The sequence below is a fragment of the Sebaldella sp. S0638 genome (assembly GCF_024158605.1).
Taxonomy (GTDB): Bacteria; Fusobacteriota; Fusobacteriia; order Fusobacteriales; family Leptotrichiaceae; genus Sebaldella.
In genome coordinates this window covers 1-17426 of sequence record NZ_JAMZGM010000027.1, presented here as the reverse complement: position 1 = coordinate 17426, position 17426 = coordinate 1, and the positions used below count along the sequence as shown (strand labels likewise).

General features: G+C 32.5%; 17 protein-coding genes. All 17 read left to right on the top strand.

Annotation, left to right across the window (positions count from 1 at the left end):
* Positions 1–16 precede the first annotated feature (16 nt).
* The 17 genes from ndk to NK213_RS09070 all read left to right on the top strand — a co-directional run bounded on the left by ndk (position 17) and on the right by NK213_RS09070 (position 17387).
* Positions 17–469 carry a nucleoside-diphosphate kinase gene (gene ndk / locus NK213_RS09150; RefSeq protein WP_253348649.1) on the top strand — a complete coding sequence of 151 codons (453 nt, stop codon included), beginning with the start codon at positions 17–19 and terminating at the stop codon, positions 467–469.
* A gap of 310 nt (positions 470–779) precedes the next feature.
* On the top strand, positions 780–1223 hold the full coding sequence (locus NK213_RS09145) for an HPP family protein (protein ID WP_253348648.1): 444 nt from the start codon (positions 780–782) through the stop codon (positions 1221–1223).
* Between the two features lie 16 nt (positions 1224–1239).
* Positions 1240–2535 carry a hemolysin family protein gene (locus NK213_RS09140; RefSeq protein ID WP_253348647.1) on the top strand — a complete coding sequence of 432 codons (1296 nt, stop codon included), beginning with the start codon at positions 1240–1242 and terminating at the stop codon, positions 2533–2535.
* 7 nt (positions 2536–2542) lie between these two features.
* Positions 2543–2986 carry an NUDIX hydrolase gene (locus NK213_RS09135; RefSeq protein WP_253348646.1) on the top strand — a complete coding sequence of 148 codons (444 nt, stop codon included), beginning with the start codon at positions 2543–2545 and terminating at the stop codon, positions 2984–2986.
* A gap of 8 nt (positions 2987–2994) precedes the next feature.
* Positions 2995–3525, top strand: a complete 531-nt coding sequence (locus tag NK213_RS09130; RefSeq protein ID WP_253348645.1) for an adenine phosphoribosyltransferase — start codon at positions 2995–2997, stop codon at positions 3523–3525.
* Between the two features lie 46 nt (positions 3526–3571).
* The gene (locus NK213_RS09125) at positions 3572–5734 is read left to right on the top strand and encodes a bifunctional (p)ppGpp synthetase/guanosine-3',5'-bis(diphosphate) 3'-pyrophosphohydrolase (protein ID WP_253348644.1); all 2163 of its coding nucleotides are present in this window, start codon (positions 3572–3574) and stop codon (positions 5732–5734) included.
* Positions 5735–5746: 12 nt separating this feature from the next.
* Positions 5747–6901: a tRNA guanosine(34) transglycosylase Tgt gene (gene tgt, locus NK213_RS09120; protein ID WP_253348643.1), complete on the top strand. Its 1155-nt coding sequence runs from the start codon at positions 5747–5749 to the stop codon at positions 6899–6901.
* Positions 6902–6903: 2 nt separating this feature from the next.
* On the top strand, positions 6904–7746 hold the full coding sequence (locus tag NK213_RS09115) for a YcxB family protein (RefSeq protein WP_253348642.1): 843 nt from the start codon (positions 6904–6906) through the stop codon (positions 7744–7746).
* A 29-nt stretch (positions 7747–7775) separates the two neighbouring features.
* On the top strand, positions 7776–8624 hold the full coding sequence (locus NK213_RS09110; protein WP_253348641.1) for a hypothetical protein: 849 nt from the start codon (positions 7776–7778) through the stop codon (positions 8622–8624).
* Between the two features lie 48 nt (positions 8625–8672).
* On the top strand, positions 8673–9302 hold the full coding sequence (locus tag NK213_RS09105) for an O-methyltransferase (protein WP_253348640.1): 630 nt from the start codon (positions 8673–8675) through the stop codon (positions 9300–9302).
* A gap of 30 nt (positions 9303–9332) precedes the next feature.
* Complete coding sequence (locus tag NK213_RS09100; protein WP_253348639.1) at positions 9333–11045, top strand: Na/Pi cotransporter family protein; 1713 nt, start codon at positions 9333–9335, stop codon at positions 11043–11045.
* A gap of 29 nt (positions 11046–11074) precedes the next feature.
* On the top strand, positions 11075–11401 hold the full coding sequence (locus NK213_RS09095; RefSeq protein WP_253348638.1) for a DUF5713 family protein: 327 nt from the start codon (positions 11075–11077) through the stop codon (positions 11399–11401).
* Positions 11402–11711: 310 nt separating this feature from the next.
* A complete protein-coding gene (locus NK213_RS09090; protein ID WP_253348637.1) occupies positions 11712–12443 on the top strand; it encodes an endonuclease/exonuclease/phosphatase family protein in 732 nt (243 codons plus the stop codon).
* 28 nt (positions 12444–12471) lie between these two features.
* Positions 12472–13410, top strand: coding sequence for a YheT family hydrolase (locus tag NK213_RS09085; RefSeq protein WP_253348636.1), 939 nt, complete (start codon positions 12472–12474; stop codon positions 13408–13410).
* A gap of 103 nt (positions 13411–13513) precedes the next feature.
* Positions 13514–14734, top strand: coding sequence for a glycoside hydrolase family 10 protein (locus tag NK213_RS09080; RefSeq protein ID WP_253348635.1), 1221 nt, complete (start codon positions 13514–13516; stop codon positions 14732–14734).
* A gap of 114 nt (positions 14735–14848) precedes the next feature.
* A complete protein-coding gene (locus tag NK213_RS09075) occupies positions 14849–15367 on the top strand; it encodes a hypothetical protein (RefSeq protein WP_253348634.1) in 519 nt (172 codons plus the stop codon).
* A gap of 1840 nt (positions 15368–17207) precedes the next feature.
* Entirely contained in the window at positions 17208–17387 is a 180-nt protein-coding gene (locus tag NK213_RS09070; protein ID WP_253348633.1) for a hypothetical protein, read from the top strand.
* The last annotated feature ends 39 nt before the right edge of the window (positions 17388–17426 follow it).

The following is a 17426-nucleotide window of genomic DNA, read 5'->3' as shown; positions in this document are numbered from 1 at the left end:
ATTCAGGAGGTAGCAAATGGAAAAAACTTTTTCAATGATAAAGCCTGACGGTATTCAGAGAGGACTCGTAGGAGAGATACTGCAAAGGTTTGAAAAAAAAGGAATAAAAATAGCTGCAATGAAATTTATGATGATCAGCCCTGAACTCGCTGAAAAACATTACGAGGCACATAAAGGAAAAGGATTTTATGATGATTTGATAAGATTTATTACTTCATCACCTGTTCTGGCAATGGTTTTTGAAGGTGAAGATGTAATAAATATGGTAAGAAAACTGGTAGGTGCCACATCTCCCGAGGCTGCACTTCCGGGTACAGTGAGAGGAGACTATTCCCTCGATGTAGAGTATAATCTCATACATGCTTCTGATTCAAAAGAAAGCGCATTAAGAGAAATTTCACTGTTTTTCAGTGAAGAAGAAATAATAAATTATGAGCTTATAACTGCAAAATGGGTTTATCCCGAGTAAAAAGAATAAAAACATAATAAATCATAAAAATAATGGTTAACTAAAGATACAATAAAAAAAGCATATAATAACAGGCGTCCCGAATATAAAATACGGATGAACCGGTATATCAGCCACTAAAAAATAGTTTTCTATAACTCTTGTTAATCAAATAAAAATATGATAAAATTAGCAGGTAATTAATATAAAATGTGTTCTTCTGGCGTTTTATTCAAAGTAACTAAATATGGCAATATAAAGTACTTGTATCTCATCATCTCAGCCGATATAAAATCCTGAGAATATAAGGTGATAAAATAAGGAGGGAATTATGAAAAAAATAGCTGATATTATGAATAAAAATCTGGTAACAGTAAATGCCGGCGATAGTTTTGAAGAAGCTTTAAAGTTAATGAAAGAAAAAGGGATAGGGAGAATCCCTGTCATGGAAAACGGTAAATTAATAGGTGTAATAACAAGAAATGATATTCTGGTAAAGACTGAAAAGGCTCCTCTGCCGCCTGTACTGGCGATATGGGATCTTCTCATAACATTACCGAATAACAAAGAATTCAGAGAAAAATATGATAAAATAACAGGTGTAACAGCAAAAGAAATAATGACAAAAGAATTTAACACAATAGATATAGATGCTGATCTTCAGGAAGCAGTTTCAAGTATTGTGGATAATGAAAAAGAATTCTTTTTCGTTTTTGATAAGGGTAGTTTAGCAGGGATACTGACTAAAACTGACCTTATAAATGGTATATTTTAAAGGAAGGTGCTTAAATTTGGAAGAATTCAGGTTTTGGATGGAGATAGCTTTATTAGTGATTTTGATAGGGCTTTCAGCATTTTTTTCCGCATCGGAAACAGCCTTAACTTCATTTAGAAGAATATATATAGGAGAAATAAAAGATAAGAAAAAAGTAAAGTTATTAAAAGAATGGCTGGCTAAGCCAAACGAATACCTTACTACAATACTGCTGGGCAACAATATAGTGAATGTAGGAGCTACTACTATAGCTACGATTATTACATTCGGTGTTGTCCAAAAATTAGGAATAAACCAGGGGATAGCAGGTTTAATGGTAACTGTAATTATGACTGCATTACTTTTGATATTCGGGGAGATAACCCCTAAAGTAATTGCCAAAAACTATTCAATACAGATTTCTAAAGCTGTAATTGTCCCGATAAATACACTAAAGAAAATGTCTAAAATCATAGTTGTGGTGTTTATAGCTATTTCTAAATTTTTCAGCAGACTTTTTAACGTTCCTATAAATGACGATATGTTTCTGATTACGGAAGATTCCATAAAAACATATGTAGTCCAGGGAAAAGAAGACGGGGCAATAGAGGAAGAAGAGCAGGAAATGATACACAGCATTATAGATTTTACTGACACAAGTGCAAAGGAGATATTAACACCGAGAACATCGATTTTTGCACTGGAAGGAAGCAAAGGTCTTGATGAAGTGTGGGACAGCATAATTGATCAGGGATTTTCAAGAATCCCGATTTATGAAGAGCAGATAGATAATGTAGTGGGTATCCTTTATTCTAAGGATCTGTTAAAATTCGACAGAACAAGGGATAAAGATGTAAGGGTAAAAGAACTGAAAAGAGATGCTTATTTTATCCCGGGGACAAAGACTCTTATAGAGCTTCTTGAAGAATTCAGGGAAAAGCAGAATCATATGGCGATCGTAATAGATGAATACGGCGGAACACTTGGTCTTGTTACCATAGAAGATCTTCTTGAAGAGATCGTGGGGGAAATAAGAGATGAGTATGACTTTGAGGAAGAAAATATTAATCAGATAAAAGATGAAGTATTTGATATAAAGGGTGACACAGAGATAGAAACTGTAAATAAAGAACTGGATATAAACATTCCTATTTCTGACGAGTATGATACCATAGCAGGGTATGTGCATTATGAACTGGGGAAAGTCGCAGAGGTTAACGATAAGGTAAACGGCGAAGATTATGTCGTAAGAGTTCTGCATCTGGATAACCACAGAATAGATAAAGTAAGAGTAATAAAACTGGTTACAGAAATAAATGAAGAAGATAACTGAGGTGACAATGGAGAATAATAGGCCGAGGGTCAGAGTCGCAGGAATACTGGAAGAAGATGGAAAGCTGCTGCTGATAGAACATACGAAAAATGATAAAAGCTATTGGCTGCTCCCGGGAGGCGGAGTCGACTGGGGAGAATCAATAGAAGAAGCAGTAAAAAGGGAATTTCTGGAAGAAACTAATCTTGTAGTGGAAATTGAAGAATTTTTATTTATATCTGAAACACTTGCTCCTGATAAGACTAAACATGTAATAAATTTATACTTCAGAGTAAAGAGGAAGTCCGGAGAACTTGCACTGGGTGATGATGATGTGCTGAGCGATCTGAGATTTTTCACACTCGAAGAAATGGAAAAAATAAAAATATACCCGAATGTAAACGGTATTTTAAAAAAAATTATGAAAAAAGAGTCATATGAAAATTTTTTGGGTATGATTTGGGATAAATAGGAGGACAAATGGAAAAATTAGAAATGAAAAGATTAAAGGAATTAATAAGAACTATACCGGATTTTCCCGAAAAAGGAGTAATGTTTCGAGATATAACTACGGCTCTTAAAGATAAAGAAGGGCTTCATGCTATAATTAAAGATTTTTCAGATAGATACACAGATAAAGGAATAGACTATGTACTTGGTGCAGATGCAAGAGGATTTATTTTCGGTGCGGCCATTGCATATAATATTGGTGCGGGATTCGTACCTGCGAGAAAAATTGGAAAATTACCCGGAGAAACTGCACGGGTGGAATACGATCTTGAATATGGAACAAATACAATAGAAGTTCATAAGGATGCCTTTGGAGATGGTGCCAACGTACTTATAGTAGATGATTTATTAGCTACAGGAGGTACTGCGGCAGCTATGGTAAAGCTGGTGGAAATACTCGGGGCAAAAGTATATGAGCTGGCTTTCTTAATTGAATTAGACGATTTAAATGGTAGAAATTTATTAGATGGTCATAGTGTTTATTCTATCTTAAAATACTAATAACGACATGTAATATGTCGTTTTTTTTAAAATCTGGGGAGATAAAATGGGAATAAAAGAGAAATTTGCGAAACTGGAAGAAAAGATTAAAGAAAATAATCTGGATGTAGATGTAGACAAAATTGAAAATGCCTTTGTGCTGGCATATGAATCACATGTGGGACAGAAGAGAAAAAGCGGGGAAGATTATATCCTGCATCCTATTGAAGTAGCAGAAATTCTGGTAGATCTGAGACTTGATACCGACACTATAGTGGCGGGAATTTTGCATGATGTGGTAGAAGATACGCTGATTACAATTCCGGATATAGAATATAATTTTGGAAAAGAAGTGGCAAGACTGGTGGACGGAGTGACAAAATTACGTAATCTTCCCAGAACAGACAGCAGCAAAAGAATAGAAAATATAAGAAAAATGGTAGTAGCCATGTCGGAAGATATCAGAGTGGTACTAATAAAGCTTGCTGACAGACTTCATAATATGAGAACCCTTAAATATATGAAACCGGAAAAGCAGATAGAAAAGGCGAAAGAATCGCTGGAAATATATGCACCTATAGCACACAGAATAGGGATGGCAAAGATAAAATGGGAACTTGAAGATATAAGTTTCAGATATCTTTATCCGGAGAAATATAAAGAAATAAGCACTCTGGTAAAAACAAAGAGGAAAGAACGTGAAAAATACACTAATGAAGTAATAGAGAAAATATCCGGCGAACTGAAAAAATTTAATATTCAGGGAGAAGTTACAGGGAGACCGAAACATCTTTACAGTATATATAAAAAAATGGTGGAGAAACAGAAAAATTTTAATGATCTTCATGATCTTATTGCAATCAGAATTCTCGTTAATAAGGAAGTGGAGTGCTATAACGTTCTCGGGATAATACACAGTCTGTATACACCTGTAGCAGGTCGTTTTAAGGACTATATAGCCGTTCCGAAGTCGAATGGCTACCAATCTATACATACGACTATAGAAGGGCCTGACAAACAGAATATAGAGGTGCAGATAAGAACTTATGCTATGCATATGATAGCAGAAGAAGGAGTCGCTGCACACTGGAAATACAAAGAGAAAAAGAGTAAGAGCAAAGATGAGAATTATTACGCAGCTGTAAAGAAAATAATAGCCGGTAATGAGAATGTAGACAGTTTTGTAAAAGAAGTAACTGATAATGTATTAAACGAGACAATATTTGTATTTACTCCGAAAGGTGACGTAGTGGAGCTGCAAAATGCGGCAACACCGTTAGATTTCGCTTTTCATATACATACACAGATCGGATATAAAACAATAGGAGCCAAGGTAAATGATAAAATCGTGCCTTTGGATTATGAGCTGAAAAACGGAGATAAGATAGAGATACTTACCTCAAAAAACAGCAAGGGTCCGGGAAAAGACTGGATAAACATGGTAAAGGCAAACAGCTCCAAAGTAAAAATCAGAAAATGGTTCAAGGATAAGGAATTCGAGGAAAGAACAAAAGACGGGGAACTGCTTCTTGAACGTGAACTGGAAAAAATAAATCTCAAATTTAAAGATATAGAGGAAGATGAAAAACTTTTTCTATATATGAAAAAATATAATATTAATGATACAAAATCTTTATTTTATAAATTTGCAACAGGGGAGCTTTCTCTGGAAGGATTCACAAACAGATTTGAAGTAAAGAAAGAGCTTAACGAGAAACAGGTTCTTGAGGAAGAAACTCTGAAAGGAAACAAAAGAAAGGAAAAAAGTACAGGCGGTATTAGAATAAGCGGGACTGACAACACAATGTATAAGTTCGCAAAATGCTGTACTCCGCTTCCGGGAGATGAAATACAAGGCTTTGTAACAAAGGTAAGAGGGATAGTAATCCACAGAAAAGACTGCAAAAATCTTCATAATCTTTTGAAAAATGATCCGGACAGAGCAATTGACGTGGAATGGGATGTAGATGAAATAGGAAAATCCACATCAAAGTATGAATTCGTATTTACGGCAAAGGCATTGAACAGACCAAATATTCTTATGGATATAATAAAAGTGCTTAATGACTTTAAAATGGATCTGATAAATGTGAATACCACTGTAACAAAGGAAAACGGCATAGAATATTCACTTATGAAATTTGATATTATGATAAAAAAACGTGATGACTTTGACAGACTGGCGAATAACCTAAAGTCAATGAAAGACATCGTTGATATAATAAGATAAAAGGAGAAACAGATGGAATTACCTGTAAAGTATACTTTAGAGAAAAAAGACGGGAATGCAAGGGCAGGAGTTATAGAAACACCTCACGGCAAAATAGAAACACCTGTTTTTATGCCTGTGGGAACTCAGGCAACTGTAAAAACAATGACAAGAGAAGAACTGGAAACAATAGGAGCGGAAATAATCTTAGGTAATACATATCATTTGTATTTAAGACCGGGAGATAAACTAATAGATGACTTTGGAGGACTGCATAAATTCATGAACTGGGACAGACCAATACTCACAGACAGCGGAGGATTTCAGGTTTTTAGTCTCGGTGATCTGAGAAAGATAACAGAGGAAGGTGTGCATTTCAGATCGCATATTGACGGATCAAAACACTTTCTTACACCGGAAAAGTCAATAGATATACAGAATAATCTGGGGAGCGATATAATGATGGCTCTTGATGAATGTCCTCCCGGGCTTTCTACAAGGGAATATCTGATTCCTTCAATAGAGAGAACTACAAGATGGGCAAAAAGATGTATAGAGGCTAACAGAAATAAAGACAGACAGGGACTTTTCGGGATTTTTCAGGGCGGAATATACGAAGATCTCCGTGACAAGAGTTTTAATGAGCTTTATGAGATGGATGAACACTTTTCGGGATATGCAATAGGGGGACTTGCTGTCGGCGAGCCCAGAGAGGATATGTACAGAATACTTGAATATATGACTCCGAGACTTCCTGAAAATAAACCCAGATATTTAATGGGTGTGGGAGAGCCTGTAGATATGCTCGAAGCAGTGGAAGACGGCGTGGATATGATGGACTGCGTACAGCCTACGAGAATAGGAAGACATGGTACAGTTTTTACAAAGTACGGAAGACTTGTAATAAAAAATGCCAAGTATTTCAGGGATCCAAGACCCCTTGATGAGGGCTGTGACTGTTATGTGTGCAGAAATTATACAAGAGCATATATAAGACACTTATTTAAAGCAGAAGAAATGCTCGGTCAGAGACTGACTACATATCATAATCTTTATTTTCTGATAAAGCTTATGAAAGGAGCAAGAACTGCAATTCTTGAAAATCGTTTGCAGGAATATAAGGATAATTTTATTTCGGATTATTCTGCGGGTGCATCACATGAATGGATAATCGCTAAGGAGATATAAGAGTGGAAGATATTATAAAAATAAAATACAGACTGGATTTTAACAGGCTGAAAGATACATATTTATTAGCATATGGTGCAACAAGTGAAGAGTATCTGCATGAGCTTGACAGATCAATAGCAGACAGAATGAGGAATATCGAAGCAGAGTTTGATAATGAAAAAGTAGTTATAAAAACTATTGATAAAAATGAGAAAAATACTTATATGTATAAGGAAATTTTTAATATAAAAAAAGAAAAAGACTGTTATTTATTTTTTATAAGTAAAGTTCAGTTTTTTTACTTTAAATTCAGTGATTTTTCTTCTGAAGATCTTGGTAAAATAGATGACATACTAAAAAATTTTTATGAAAAAACTCAGGGAGAAGTTCTTGCAGTACTGGAAAATTATGAGCTTAACGAAAAAAGAGTCATTGCTGCAAGTAAAATTATATATAAAAGTCTGAATATTGTATTTTTGATATTGGGAATTGTTTTAACATTACTCCATCAATTGATATACCGCAGTATTTGGATAAGTATTCTTACAATTGTATTATATACAGTTTTTATATTGTTTTTTCTTAAATTTTATTACAAAAATATAGGGAAAAGGATAATAAAGTCTACCAATAAGAATTTTTTATATGCCAGAATATTATTTTATGAAGATAAGATAGAAGTAATAGCCAAAAGAAAAATGGGACTTACAGAGATTTATTATAATGAATTTTATAAAATAAAAAAGACAAAAAAAGGATATATATTTTTAATTCAAAAATACAGTTTTTATTTCTTTTTTTATGATGAATTCAAAGAGAATGAACTGGAAAAACTTAACAGCGCTTTATCCGGATACATGTAGCGTCAGGATATGAAAGGGGGAGATACTTTGTGAAAGAAATAGCAGAGATACGGTATACAGTAACCGCAGACAGGCTTATGCGCCTGTATTACGCCAGATATAAGGTGAATTATAAAGAATTCTCACAAGAAATTTATGATTCCAGATCTGACAGCGAAAAAGAATATTCAGATGTATTTTTTGATGACAGAGTTATTTCCCAAAATATTGTAAAAGATGAAAAAACAACTTTTTTATATAATGAATTATATGCTGTAGATAAAACAGATATAGGATATTTGTTTTATGTAACTAAAGACAGCCTTCTTTTCTATGGGTTTGATGAGTTTGAGCCTGAGAGTCTGAAAAAACTCGATGAAATTTTGAAACCATATTATGAAACAGAAAAGGAAGAAATCATAGCAAAAATAGAAAATTCTGAATATACAGAAGATAAAATAAGAAAGATAATGTTTAAAAGAGTGTTTAATCACAGGCTTTTATTAGTAATCACAGCATATGTAATTCTGATATCAGGATTATTTTTAGGAAAGAATAATACTTCTAAATTATTATATATATTAATAGCATTGGGAACTTCTATTCAATATTTATATAATTATTTTATAACACCGAAAAAAACGCTGAAATCAATGAATAACAGATTTTTGAGAGCAAGAGTGCTTTTTTATCAGGACAGGGCAGAAATAATAAATAAGTCAAAAGCAGAAATTTTAATATTGAAATATGGAGAATTTTTCAAAATAAAAGAAATTAAATATGGAATTTTATTCTATATCCAAAGATATAAGTGCTTTTTATTCGAATATTCCGAGATAGAAGGCGATTTGGAAAAATTAAGGAAAATTTTAGCAGATAATAAGGGCAGCAAAAAATAAAATGTTAGGAAAATCAGAAAAAAAATATTATAATATGAGGAGGTGGGCATGATAGTCGATTTTGATAAAGCTTCTGAGTATACCAGAAAATTGCTGAAAATAAATAATGAAAAAATACTTGAGATAAAAAAATACGGGGAAGAAAATAAAGTTCCCATAATAACCGAGGAAGTTTTGAACTTTATGATTTTTTCAGCTAAAACAGGAAAAGCTGCTAATATTTTGGAAATAGGAACTGCTATTGGTTATTCGGGAATATTTTTAGCAGAGATTTCTGAACAAAACGGGGGAAAATTTTATACAATTGAGATAGACAATGAAAGATACAGCAAGGCAAAGAAGAATTTTGAAAAATTTAGTTTTGAAAATGTGAATTTGATTTTAGGTGATGCGCTGGAAAAAATAAGTGAAATAGATGAAAAGTTTGACTTTATTTTTATAGATGCAGCTAAAGGACAATACAAAAAGTTTTTTGATCTCGCATATCCGAAACTATCGGAAAATGGTATTGTATTTATCGATAATATAATGTTCAAAGGATTGGTAGCAGAAGCAGAGATACCGAAAAGATACAAAACAATAGTAAGAAAATTAAATGAATTCATTAATTATCTGAATGATAATCACAATTTTGTGCTTCTTCCGTTTGGTGACGGGGTAGGACTAGTTACAAAGTAAAAGCTTTTTGAAAGATGAAGGGAGAAAAATATGCTGGATGGAAACGAAGGGGCAATCAGCCCGCAGACTCTGATGATGTTATTAGGAGGATTGGGTATTTTTTTATTTGGAATTAAATTTATGGGCGAAGCACTAAAGAATTACGCCGGGGATAAAATGAGAGACCTGATAAATAAATACACTGATACGCCGGTGAAAGGTGTTTTGGTAGGAACGTTTTCAACAATGCTGATACAAAGCAGTTCAGGAACTACCGCACTTACGATATCGCTGGTAAGAGCAGGACTAATGGATCTGCGGCAGGCCATAGGGGTAATAATGGGAGCCAATATAGGAACAACAATAACGGCATTTTTAATAGGATTGAAAATAAAGGATTACGCATTACCCATAATGTTTGTTGGTGCGATAATATATATGTTTGCACAGGGGAATAAAGTAAACTCCCTGGGGCAGATTTTCTTCGGATTCGGTGCTTTGTTTTTCGGACTTGATATAATGAGTAAAGCTCTGGAACCATTGGCACACTTACCAATATTTGCAGAATATATGGTAAAATTATCACACAATCCAATATTAGGGATATTAACAGGAACAGCACTTACAATGGTAGTACAGTCTTCATCTGCTACTATAGGGATACTGCAGACTCTTTATGCACAGCATACTATATCATTTGTCGGTGCGATACCGGTACTTCTGGGAGACAATATAGGGACAACGATAACAGCGGTTTTATCTGCACTGGGCGGAGCTACAGCAGCAAAAAGAGCAGCAACTGCACACGTAATATTTAATATATTCGGTGCTGTAGTATTTGGTATTGTATTATTCCTGTTTCAGGCTATTATACCGTATGAATATCTGGTGACAGGTGTACTTCATCTGAATCCCGAAATGCAGCTGGCATTTACACACGGATTATTTAACTTTTCCGTGACATTAATGCTGCTTCCGTTTGTATCGTTACTGGAAAGAACAGTTAAGAAAATAATACCATCTAAAAAAGGTGAAAGAGAAACTAAATTTAATGAAAAACTGCTAAGTGAGGAATTAATAGTACAGTCACCTGTACTGGCAACAGAACAGGCTTCAAAGACTCTGCTTGCTCTGGCGAACCTCGTGGTGGAAATGCTCGAAGAGACAAATGAATATATAAAAACTAAAAATCAGGAAAATGCAAAAACAGTATTTAGTATAGAAACAGCAGTAAACTCAATAGATAAAAAGCTGCATAACTTCTGTATAAAATTATCAGGTGCGGTTTTATCAAATGAAGATACAAAAAAATTAAACGTAATTATGTATTCGCTTAGAGATTATGAGAGAATAGCTGATCTTGCACAGAATACAGTTATAAAAATGCAGAATATATACAGCACAAAAGAAAAAATAACTGACGAAGCAGTGGGAGAAATAGTGAAAATGCTTGATGTATGTTATCTTGCAGTAAAAGATACCATAAATATGTTTTTACAAAGAGATCTGAAATTCGGTGCTTCTGTTAATGAAAAAGAAGAGTATATAGATAAGCTGGAAAGAAAAGCCATAAAGAACCACATGAACAGAACAAGAGAAGGAAAATGTGTGGGAAGTGCGGCAGTAATATATGTGGATATAATTTCGGATATAGAGAGAATAGGCGATCATGCTGTAAATATAGTAGAACACTATACTTACAAAGATCTTGTACTTACTCCGGAAGAAGAAAATCTGGATTTATCAAAATTTATTGTAGAGTAATCTGATATTTTGTAATAAAAGGAGAAATAATGAAAAAATTCGACGAAAATTATATCTATTTGAAAGATATGTATAATGACAGTTATTTCCCGAAGTTTTTAGTCGATAAAGTAAGGGATGAGATAATAAAAGTAGTGGAATATCTTGAGGAAGAAGGGCATAAAACAGAGGAGATACAGGAAAAATTTGATAATATGACTATAGCAATAAATGACCTTCAGGAAGAATTCGATGAAAACGACAGCGAGATAGAAACCGGAGCCAGAGAATCCATAGGGGAAACAGTGGACTATATATTAAAGTATTTCGATATTGATATTGACACAGAAACGGCAATAGGCGAAAGAGACTGGTAAACTGACACTGTATTCCTGCTTTATATAAAAAGGAAATTTCAGGCTTACCAATGAGATATAATTTTTAATGAGGTGGTATAATTTTTATAAAGGGTAATGAAGATATTCAGGGTAATATCAAAAAAGACTCTGAAAATGTAATTATACCAGCCTCATTTTTTATTTGTGAAAAGCATTGGGAATTCAGGGCTTTCATTAACGGAACAAATACTTAGAACTCTCTAAGACAGAATAATTTTGAATTTGATTCTTGTAAAATTTTTTTAAAAGGAGTAATATAATAATATAAACGCAGAATGGTGATGAGAATATGAAATTTATTTTATATAATATCCGGTATGGAACAGGAAAATACTTACACCAGCCTTTAAAACACATAAGGGGTTATTTGGGCAAGTCAGTAGAACAGACTGATAAAATCGGGGATTTTTTAAAGAAATACAAGCCTGATGTAGTAGGACTTGTAGAGGTCGACCTTGGTTCTTACAGAACAAGAAGGAAAAATCAGGCAACATTTTTGGGAAAACAGCTGGGTCATTATGGGATTTATGAACATAAATACTCCCAGAATTCCAGTCTTATGAAAGTTCCTGTCTTGAGAAGACAGGGAAATGCATTCTTATCAGGCCTTCAGGTAGAAGGGCAGAAATTTCATTATTTTAATAATGGAATGAAAAAACTGGTAATAGAACTGGAAACAAAAGATTTTTCCATATTTCTGATACACCTTGCACTGGGAGCAAAAACACGGCTAAAGCAGATAGTGGAACTGTATGAAGTAATAGATTCATGTACAAAACCGTTTATTATAGCCGGTGATTTTAATTTATTCTGGGGTGAGGAAGAGATAGAGTTATTTCTGAGAGCATTAAACCTGAAAAATGCAAATGTAAAGAATATTCCCACATATCCAAGCTGGAAACCAAAAAAAGTACTAGATTTTATCATATATTCCGAAGGGATAAAAATTAATGATTTTAAAGTACTGGATGTGAGACTCTCGGATCATCTGCCGCTGTATGTGGACTTTGAAACAATTTAGAATCTTGTTTTAGCACAGGAGGGATAAAATGAAAACATATAAACCTAACTTTTTATTTAAATTAGGGGATGTAAATACTGTATATCCGACTTTTTTCAGAAATGTAAAAGTGGACTATGAGAGAGAAAGAATTGAGCTGAAAGACGGCGATTTTCTGGATATAGACAGAATAAAAAACGGAAATAAAAAAGTGGCAGTTTTATGCCACGGGCTTGAAGGTTCCTCAAACAGTAACTATATCAGAGCTGCTGCGAGCTTTTTGAGCAAAAACGGATTTGATATAACTGCTGTAAATTACAGATCGTGCAGCGGGGAATTAAACAGACTCCCTAAGTTTTATCATGCAGGGGCAACTGATGATTTGAAAGAGGTAATAAATCATATAGAGCCTGAATATAATGAGGTGTATCTGGTGGGATACAGTCTGGGAGCAAATCTGATACTCAAATATATGGGTGTAGATGCCGGCAGAGACAAAAAGCTAAAGGCCGGTGTGGCTATTTCCTGTCCGCTGGATCTTTATGATTCTTCATTCACTCTTAATAAAAGAAGAAACTATGTGTACAGAATGAAATTTATTTTGAGTTTCAGAAAAAAGATAAAGGAAAAACATAAGCTGATGCCGAATAAGATCAATATTGACGGAATAGATAAGATGACTGACTTCAATGAAATGGACAATAAATATACTGCAAAATTAAACGGGTTTAAGGATGCGGAAGATTATTACAAAAAAGAAAGTGCAATAAATTTTCTTCCTGATATAAAGATTCCGGCTTTGATAATAAATGCAAAAGATGATCCAATATTGTCAAATAAATGTTATCCGAAACATTTAAAAAAAATAAATGAAAATTTAAATATACTTTATCCAAAATATGGAGGACATGTTGGTTTTGCCAAATTTAATAAAGACTATTACTGGACTGATTATAAGGTTTTGGATTTTTTTAGACGTGCAGGCTAAGATGTTTCTAAGGTTAATAAGGTAAAATGAAGAAGTTATAATGCAAGGATATCTTGTTTTATAACTTTTTAAATTTTTTACATTGTAATAAAGTGGAGGAATAATGAAATCAAAAATAATACTGTTAATCAGTTTGTTTATATTTTGCACAGGTTTTTCAGCTGTAAAACCGGCAGCAAATACTAAGAAAACAGAAACGGCAGCTGCAAAGCCGAGAAAAGAATTTAGAGCAGTGTGGGTAGCAAGTGTGGCAAATATAGACTGGCCCTCGAAAAAAGGACTTAGTGCAGAACAGCAGAAAAGAGAGTATCTGAATATATTAGATAATCTGAAAAGATGGAACATGAATGCAGTTGTAGTTCAGGTGAAACCTACAGGAGATGCTTTTTATCCGTCAAAATACAGTCCGTGGTCAGAATATCTTACAGGAAAACAGGGAGTAGATCCCGGATATGACCCGTTGAAATTTATGGTAGATGAAGCACATAAACGTGGAATAGAATTTCATGCATGGTTCAATCCGTACAGATTATCAATGAACAGCGACAGAAGCAGACTGTCAAGAGATAACATCGTATTCAAAAAACCAGAATGGATAGTAGAATACGGAGGAAAACTTTATCTTAACCCGGGTGTTCCCGATGTAGATGATTATGTAGTGGATAGTATTATGGAAGTAGTAAAGAACTATGACATAGATGCTGTGCATATGGACGATTATTTTTATCCTTATAAGGTGAAGAATCAGGAGTATCCTGATGAAAGCACATACAGACAGTACGGCGGTAAGTTTTACAGCAAAAATGACTGGAGAAGAGATAACGTTAATAAACTTGTAGAAAAATTATCAGCAGAAATAAAAAAGTCAAAGCCTAATGTGAAGTTTGGAATAAGTCCTTTCGGAGTATGGAGAAATAAAAGTACTGATCCTGAGAGAGGTTCTGACACAAGAGCCGGAGTTCAGAATTATGATGACTTATATGCAGATATACTATTATGGGTAGATAAAGGCTGGATAGATTATGTGGCACCTCAGATATACTGGAATCAGGGATTTAATCTTGCAGAATATAATACTCTTGTAAAATGGTGGAGTGATGTTGTGGCAGGATCAAAAACTGACCTGTACATAGGGCAGGCAGCTTATAAGGTAAAAGAATGGAAAAATTCAGATGAGCTGATAAACCAGATTTATTTTAACAGAGATTTTTCAAATGTAAAGGGAAGTATATTCTTTAGTTATAAATCTCTTTTAGATAATCCTAAAGAGGTAACTTTTAATTTGGTAGAAGGACCGTATAATTCAGAATATATTTTAAAATAAAAAGCAAAATTCCTTATTATATTAATGATAAGGAATTTTCTAGTTGTAAAAGAGCCGGAATAGAATATCCGGCAATACATCAGATAAAAATAATTATAAACCGGAGGTATGAGCATGAAAGAACTTGATAAAGAAATTACTGATAAATGTCTGATAATAACTGATATCAGCTTCATAGGGGAAAAACCTGTATTTGGTGATCTGCTGGCCATGACAGGCATAGAAGATTCAAAATTTCCCATGAAAAATGAAAATTTTTTGAAATTGGCTGATCTGGGAATAGAACAGTCTGATGATTTTTTCGCTGTTCCAAATGAAAATTATGATTTTGGCGATGATATTATTTTGTGGATCATACCGCTTATTAAGAAAACAGAAGTGTGGCATAATCCCGGACCGTATGACGGACTGAGATTTACTTATGATATTTTAAGAAACAGCAGGGAAAATGTGAATATATACATGAATTGTCTGGAGAAATTTATAGGTTTATTTCCTGCAAATATTTATTACAGAGGAAAAAAACAAGAAAATATAGAGAAAATAAAAGAAGATATAGAAAATGTAGTGAAAGAGTTAGTGAAAAATGGTGTGGAACCGGGGTCGGATGAAGCATTGATGATGGAATATTAATTACAGGAGAGAGCTTTATAGATTTTGATCTTGAAGATTTCTCTTTTTTTTATATGTAAATAAATATGGAAAAAATGTATATTTTATTATCTGGATATTAGATTTTTTACGCTCTTTTTTTAAAAAAAAATATAATTTCAAATTTGTCAAAAAATAATTTTTTAAAAAATTAAATATGTAGAATAAGTTAATGAATAATGACATTAGAACGTTTTTTCTAAAAAAAGTTTTTGAAAAAGTGCTTGATTTTCAAGGTTTTTTTGTTAATTGTCGCATGTAAAATAATATTTACCTTAGAAAATATGAGGATAAAATATCACTAAATGTTCTGGAAAGACTGGAAAAACTGGATTTTTGACATGTATAATTTTTCAAATGCATATATAGTAACGGGTTGATAGATTTTTTATCAGGGAAAAAAATATTGACATTAAATATAGAAATGTAATATAATCGGTATACAAAAGTGGTGGCGATAGAATTAAAAGCTTGTGTACAATATTTATATTTGTTTATATAGGAAATAAATAATTTTAATGAGGGAGGTGTAATTAAAATTTATATATTGAAATATTGAGAATGCTCATCAGAAACAGAACCGAAAAATAAGGAAACAAAGCGGGTAAAGAGGAAACAGCCAAAGAAGCAGTAAGAATTATCATAGTTTTATATTTTATGATTAAGTATTATTTTTAACATATTTTTTAACAAAAAGCAGTATAACCATTTTATTCTTTTATATTCACACATCTAGTAAAACAATTTTTGAAACTAATAAAAACGTATTGATAAATTTAAATAAAGATTTGTAAAAAGTAAGTAATTAGTAAAAAATAATAATTAAACGTACGATAAATTAAATAAAAAATTTATTTTATGAATAATATAGATTTTTTATTAATCACAGTAAAATAGCCAAAAAATATCTGAAAATATCAAAAAATCATGTATAAGATTTATGTTTATCTAACAAATGATATTTTAAACAGTGTGGTTCCAAAATCAGTTGTTATTTTGAAAAAACGGAACAATTGCAGTAAAAATCTTAAAGTAAACAATAAGTTGAAAATATTATTACAAATTATAGGAAAAATAATAAATATAGCAGTAATATCGCATACAGAGGTATAGAAAAAAAAGAAATTGTAGGACATATATTCAAGAACTTTGAAACTAGGAGAAATATCTTACGAAACTTAGAAATAAAAGAATATACCGGTACAATAACGTCGATCGGAGTAAATAAGGTTCTGATCATTGGGAGAGGGTTATAAAGTAAATTGAATATAGAATATTGCCGATATAAGGGATAGTAATGATCCGGCAGTATTTCCGATATTATTATTTTCAATTCTGGTACTATAGAAAACTATTCATAACAAGTCAAATGAGAAAAATGCTCTTGGAATTAACATAATAAAACAGTAATTAATTGAGAAAAAACTAAGGAAAGAGCTCGTGTAAAAATATTTGATGAAAAAAATTATTTATTAACATTGATAACAGAAACTAAATGAGAGGACTGAATACGCCGTCACAATAAAATTATTTATTGATTTATATTTTTCAGTTTAATAAAGGGATAATGATCCAGATATAATTTATTTTTGAAATATTAGAAAGTAAAATTTAGATAATAAAATAATATATATTTTAAGAGCATAGAAAAAAGATGATTTTCAAAGTGGAAAATCACTGTATATAAATATTCAGCTAAATTTTATATGATAAATAATATCGGGATATTTCTCAATCTGAAGTAAGATGAAGGAGAACACAAAACCTGAATTATGCTGAAAATAAATCTTTTTATAAAATAAAAAGCCTTAAGGAGATTGGAATGATATTATATAGTGAAAAAGAGATAATTCAGCAAATGAGAGATCATTATGAAAAAAACGGAAAAATAACAATGAAGAGTTTTTCTAAAGATAAAGATACCTGTGGAATAACAGCGGTAAAAAAATGTTTTGGCAGTTGGATTGGTGTTAGTATGAAAAAGTGGACACAAAAATCTTGATTGTGTAAACTAATTGAGAGAAGGCAGGTGTCCGAAATG

Excerpts from the sequence above, each read along its gene's own strand:
- NK213_RS09090 (WP_253348637.1), top strand. The coding sequence starts at position 11,712 with ATGAAATTTATTTTATATAATATCCGGTATGGAACAGGAAAATACTTA.
- NK213_RS09135 (WP_253348646.1), top strand. The coding sequence starts at position 2,543 with ATGGAGAATAATAGGCCGAGGGTCAGAGTCGCAGGAATACTGGAAGAA.
- NK213_RS09080 (WP_253348635.1), top strand. The coding sequence starts at position 13,514 with ATGAAATCAAAAATAATACTGTTAATCAGTTTGTTTATATTTTGCACA.
- NK213_RS09070 (WP_253348633.1), top strand. The coding sequence starts at position 17,208 with ATGATATTATATAGTGAAAAAGAGATAATTCAGCAAATGAGAGATCAT.
- NK213_RS09130 (WP_253348645.1), top strand. The coding sequence starts at position 2,995 with ATGGAAAAATTAGAAATGAAAAGATTAAAGGAATTAATAAGAACTATA.
- NK213_RS09105 (WP_253348640.1), top strand. The coding sequence starts at position 8,673 with ATGATAGTCGATTTTGATAAAGCTTCTGAGTATACCAGAAAATTGCTG.
- NK213_RS09075 (WP_253348634.1), top strand. The coding sequence starts at position 14,849 with ATGAAAGAACTTGATAAAGAAATTACTGATAAATGTCTGATAATAACT.
- NK213_RS09100 (WP_253348639.1), top strand. The coding sequence starts at position 9,333 with ATGCTGGATGGAAACGAAGGGGCAATCAGCCCGCAGACTCTGATGATG.
- NK213_RS09125 (WP_253348644.1), top strand. The coding sequence starts at position 3,572 with ATGGGAATAAAAGAGAAATTTGCGAAACTGGAAGAAAAGATTAAAGAA.
- NK213_RS09095 (WP_253348638.1), top strand. The coding sequence starts at position 11,075 with ATGAAAAAATTCGACGAAAATTATATCTATTTGAAAGATATGTATAAT.
- NK213_RS09145 (WP_253348648.1), top strand. The coding sequence starts at position 780 with ATGAAAAAAATAGCTGATATTATGAATAAAAATCTGGTAACAGTAAAT.
- ndk (WP_253348649.1), top strand. The coding sequence starts at position 17 with ATGGAAAAAACTTTTTCAATGATAAAGCCTGACGGTATTCAGAGAGGA.
- NK213_RS09085 (WP_253348636.1), top strand. The coding sequence starts at position 12,472 with ATGAAAACATATAAACCTAACTTTTTATTTAAATTAGGGGATGTAAAT.
- tgt (WP_253348643.1), top strand. The coding sequence starts at position 5,747 with ATGGAATTACCTGTAAAGTATACTTTAGAGAAAAAAGACGGGAATGCA.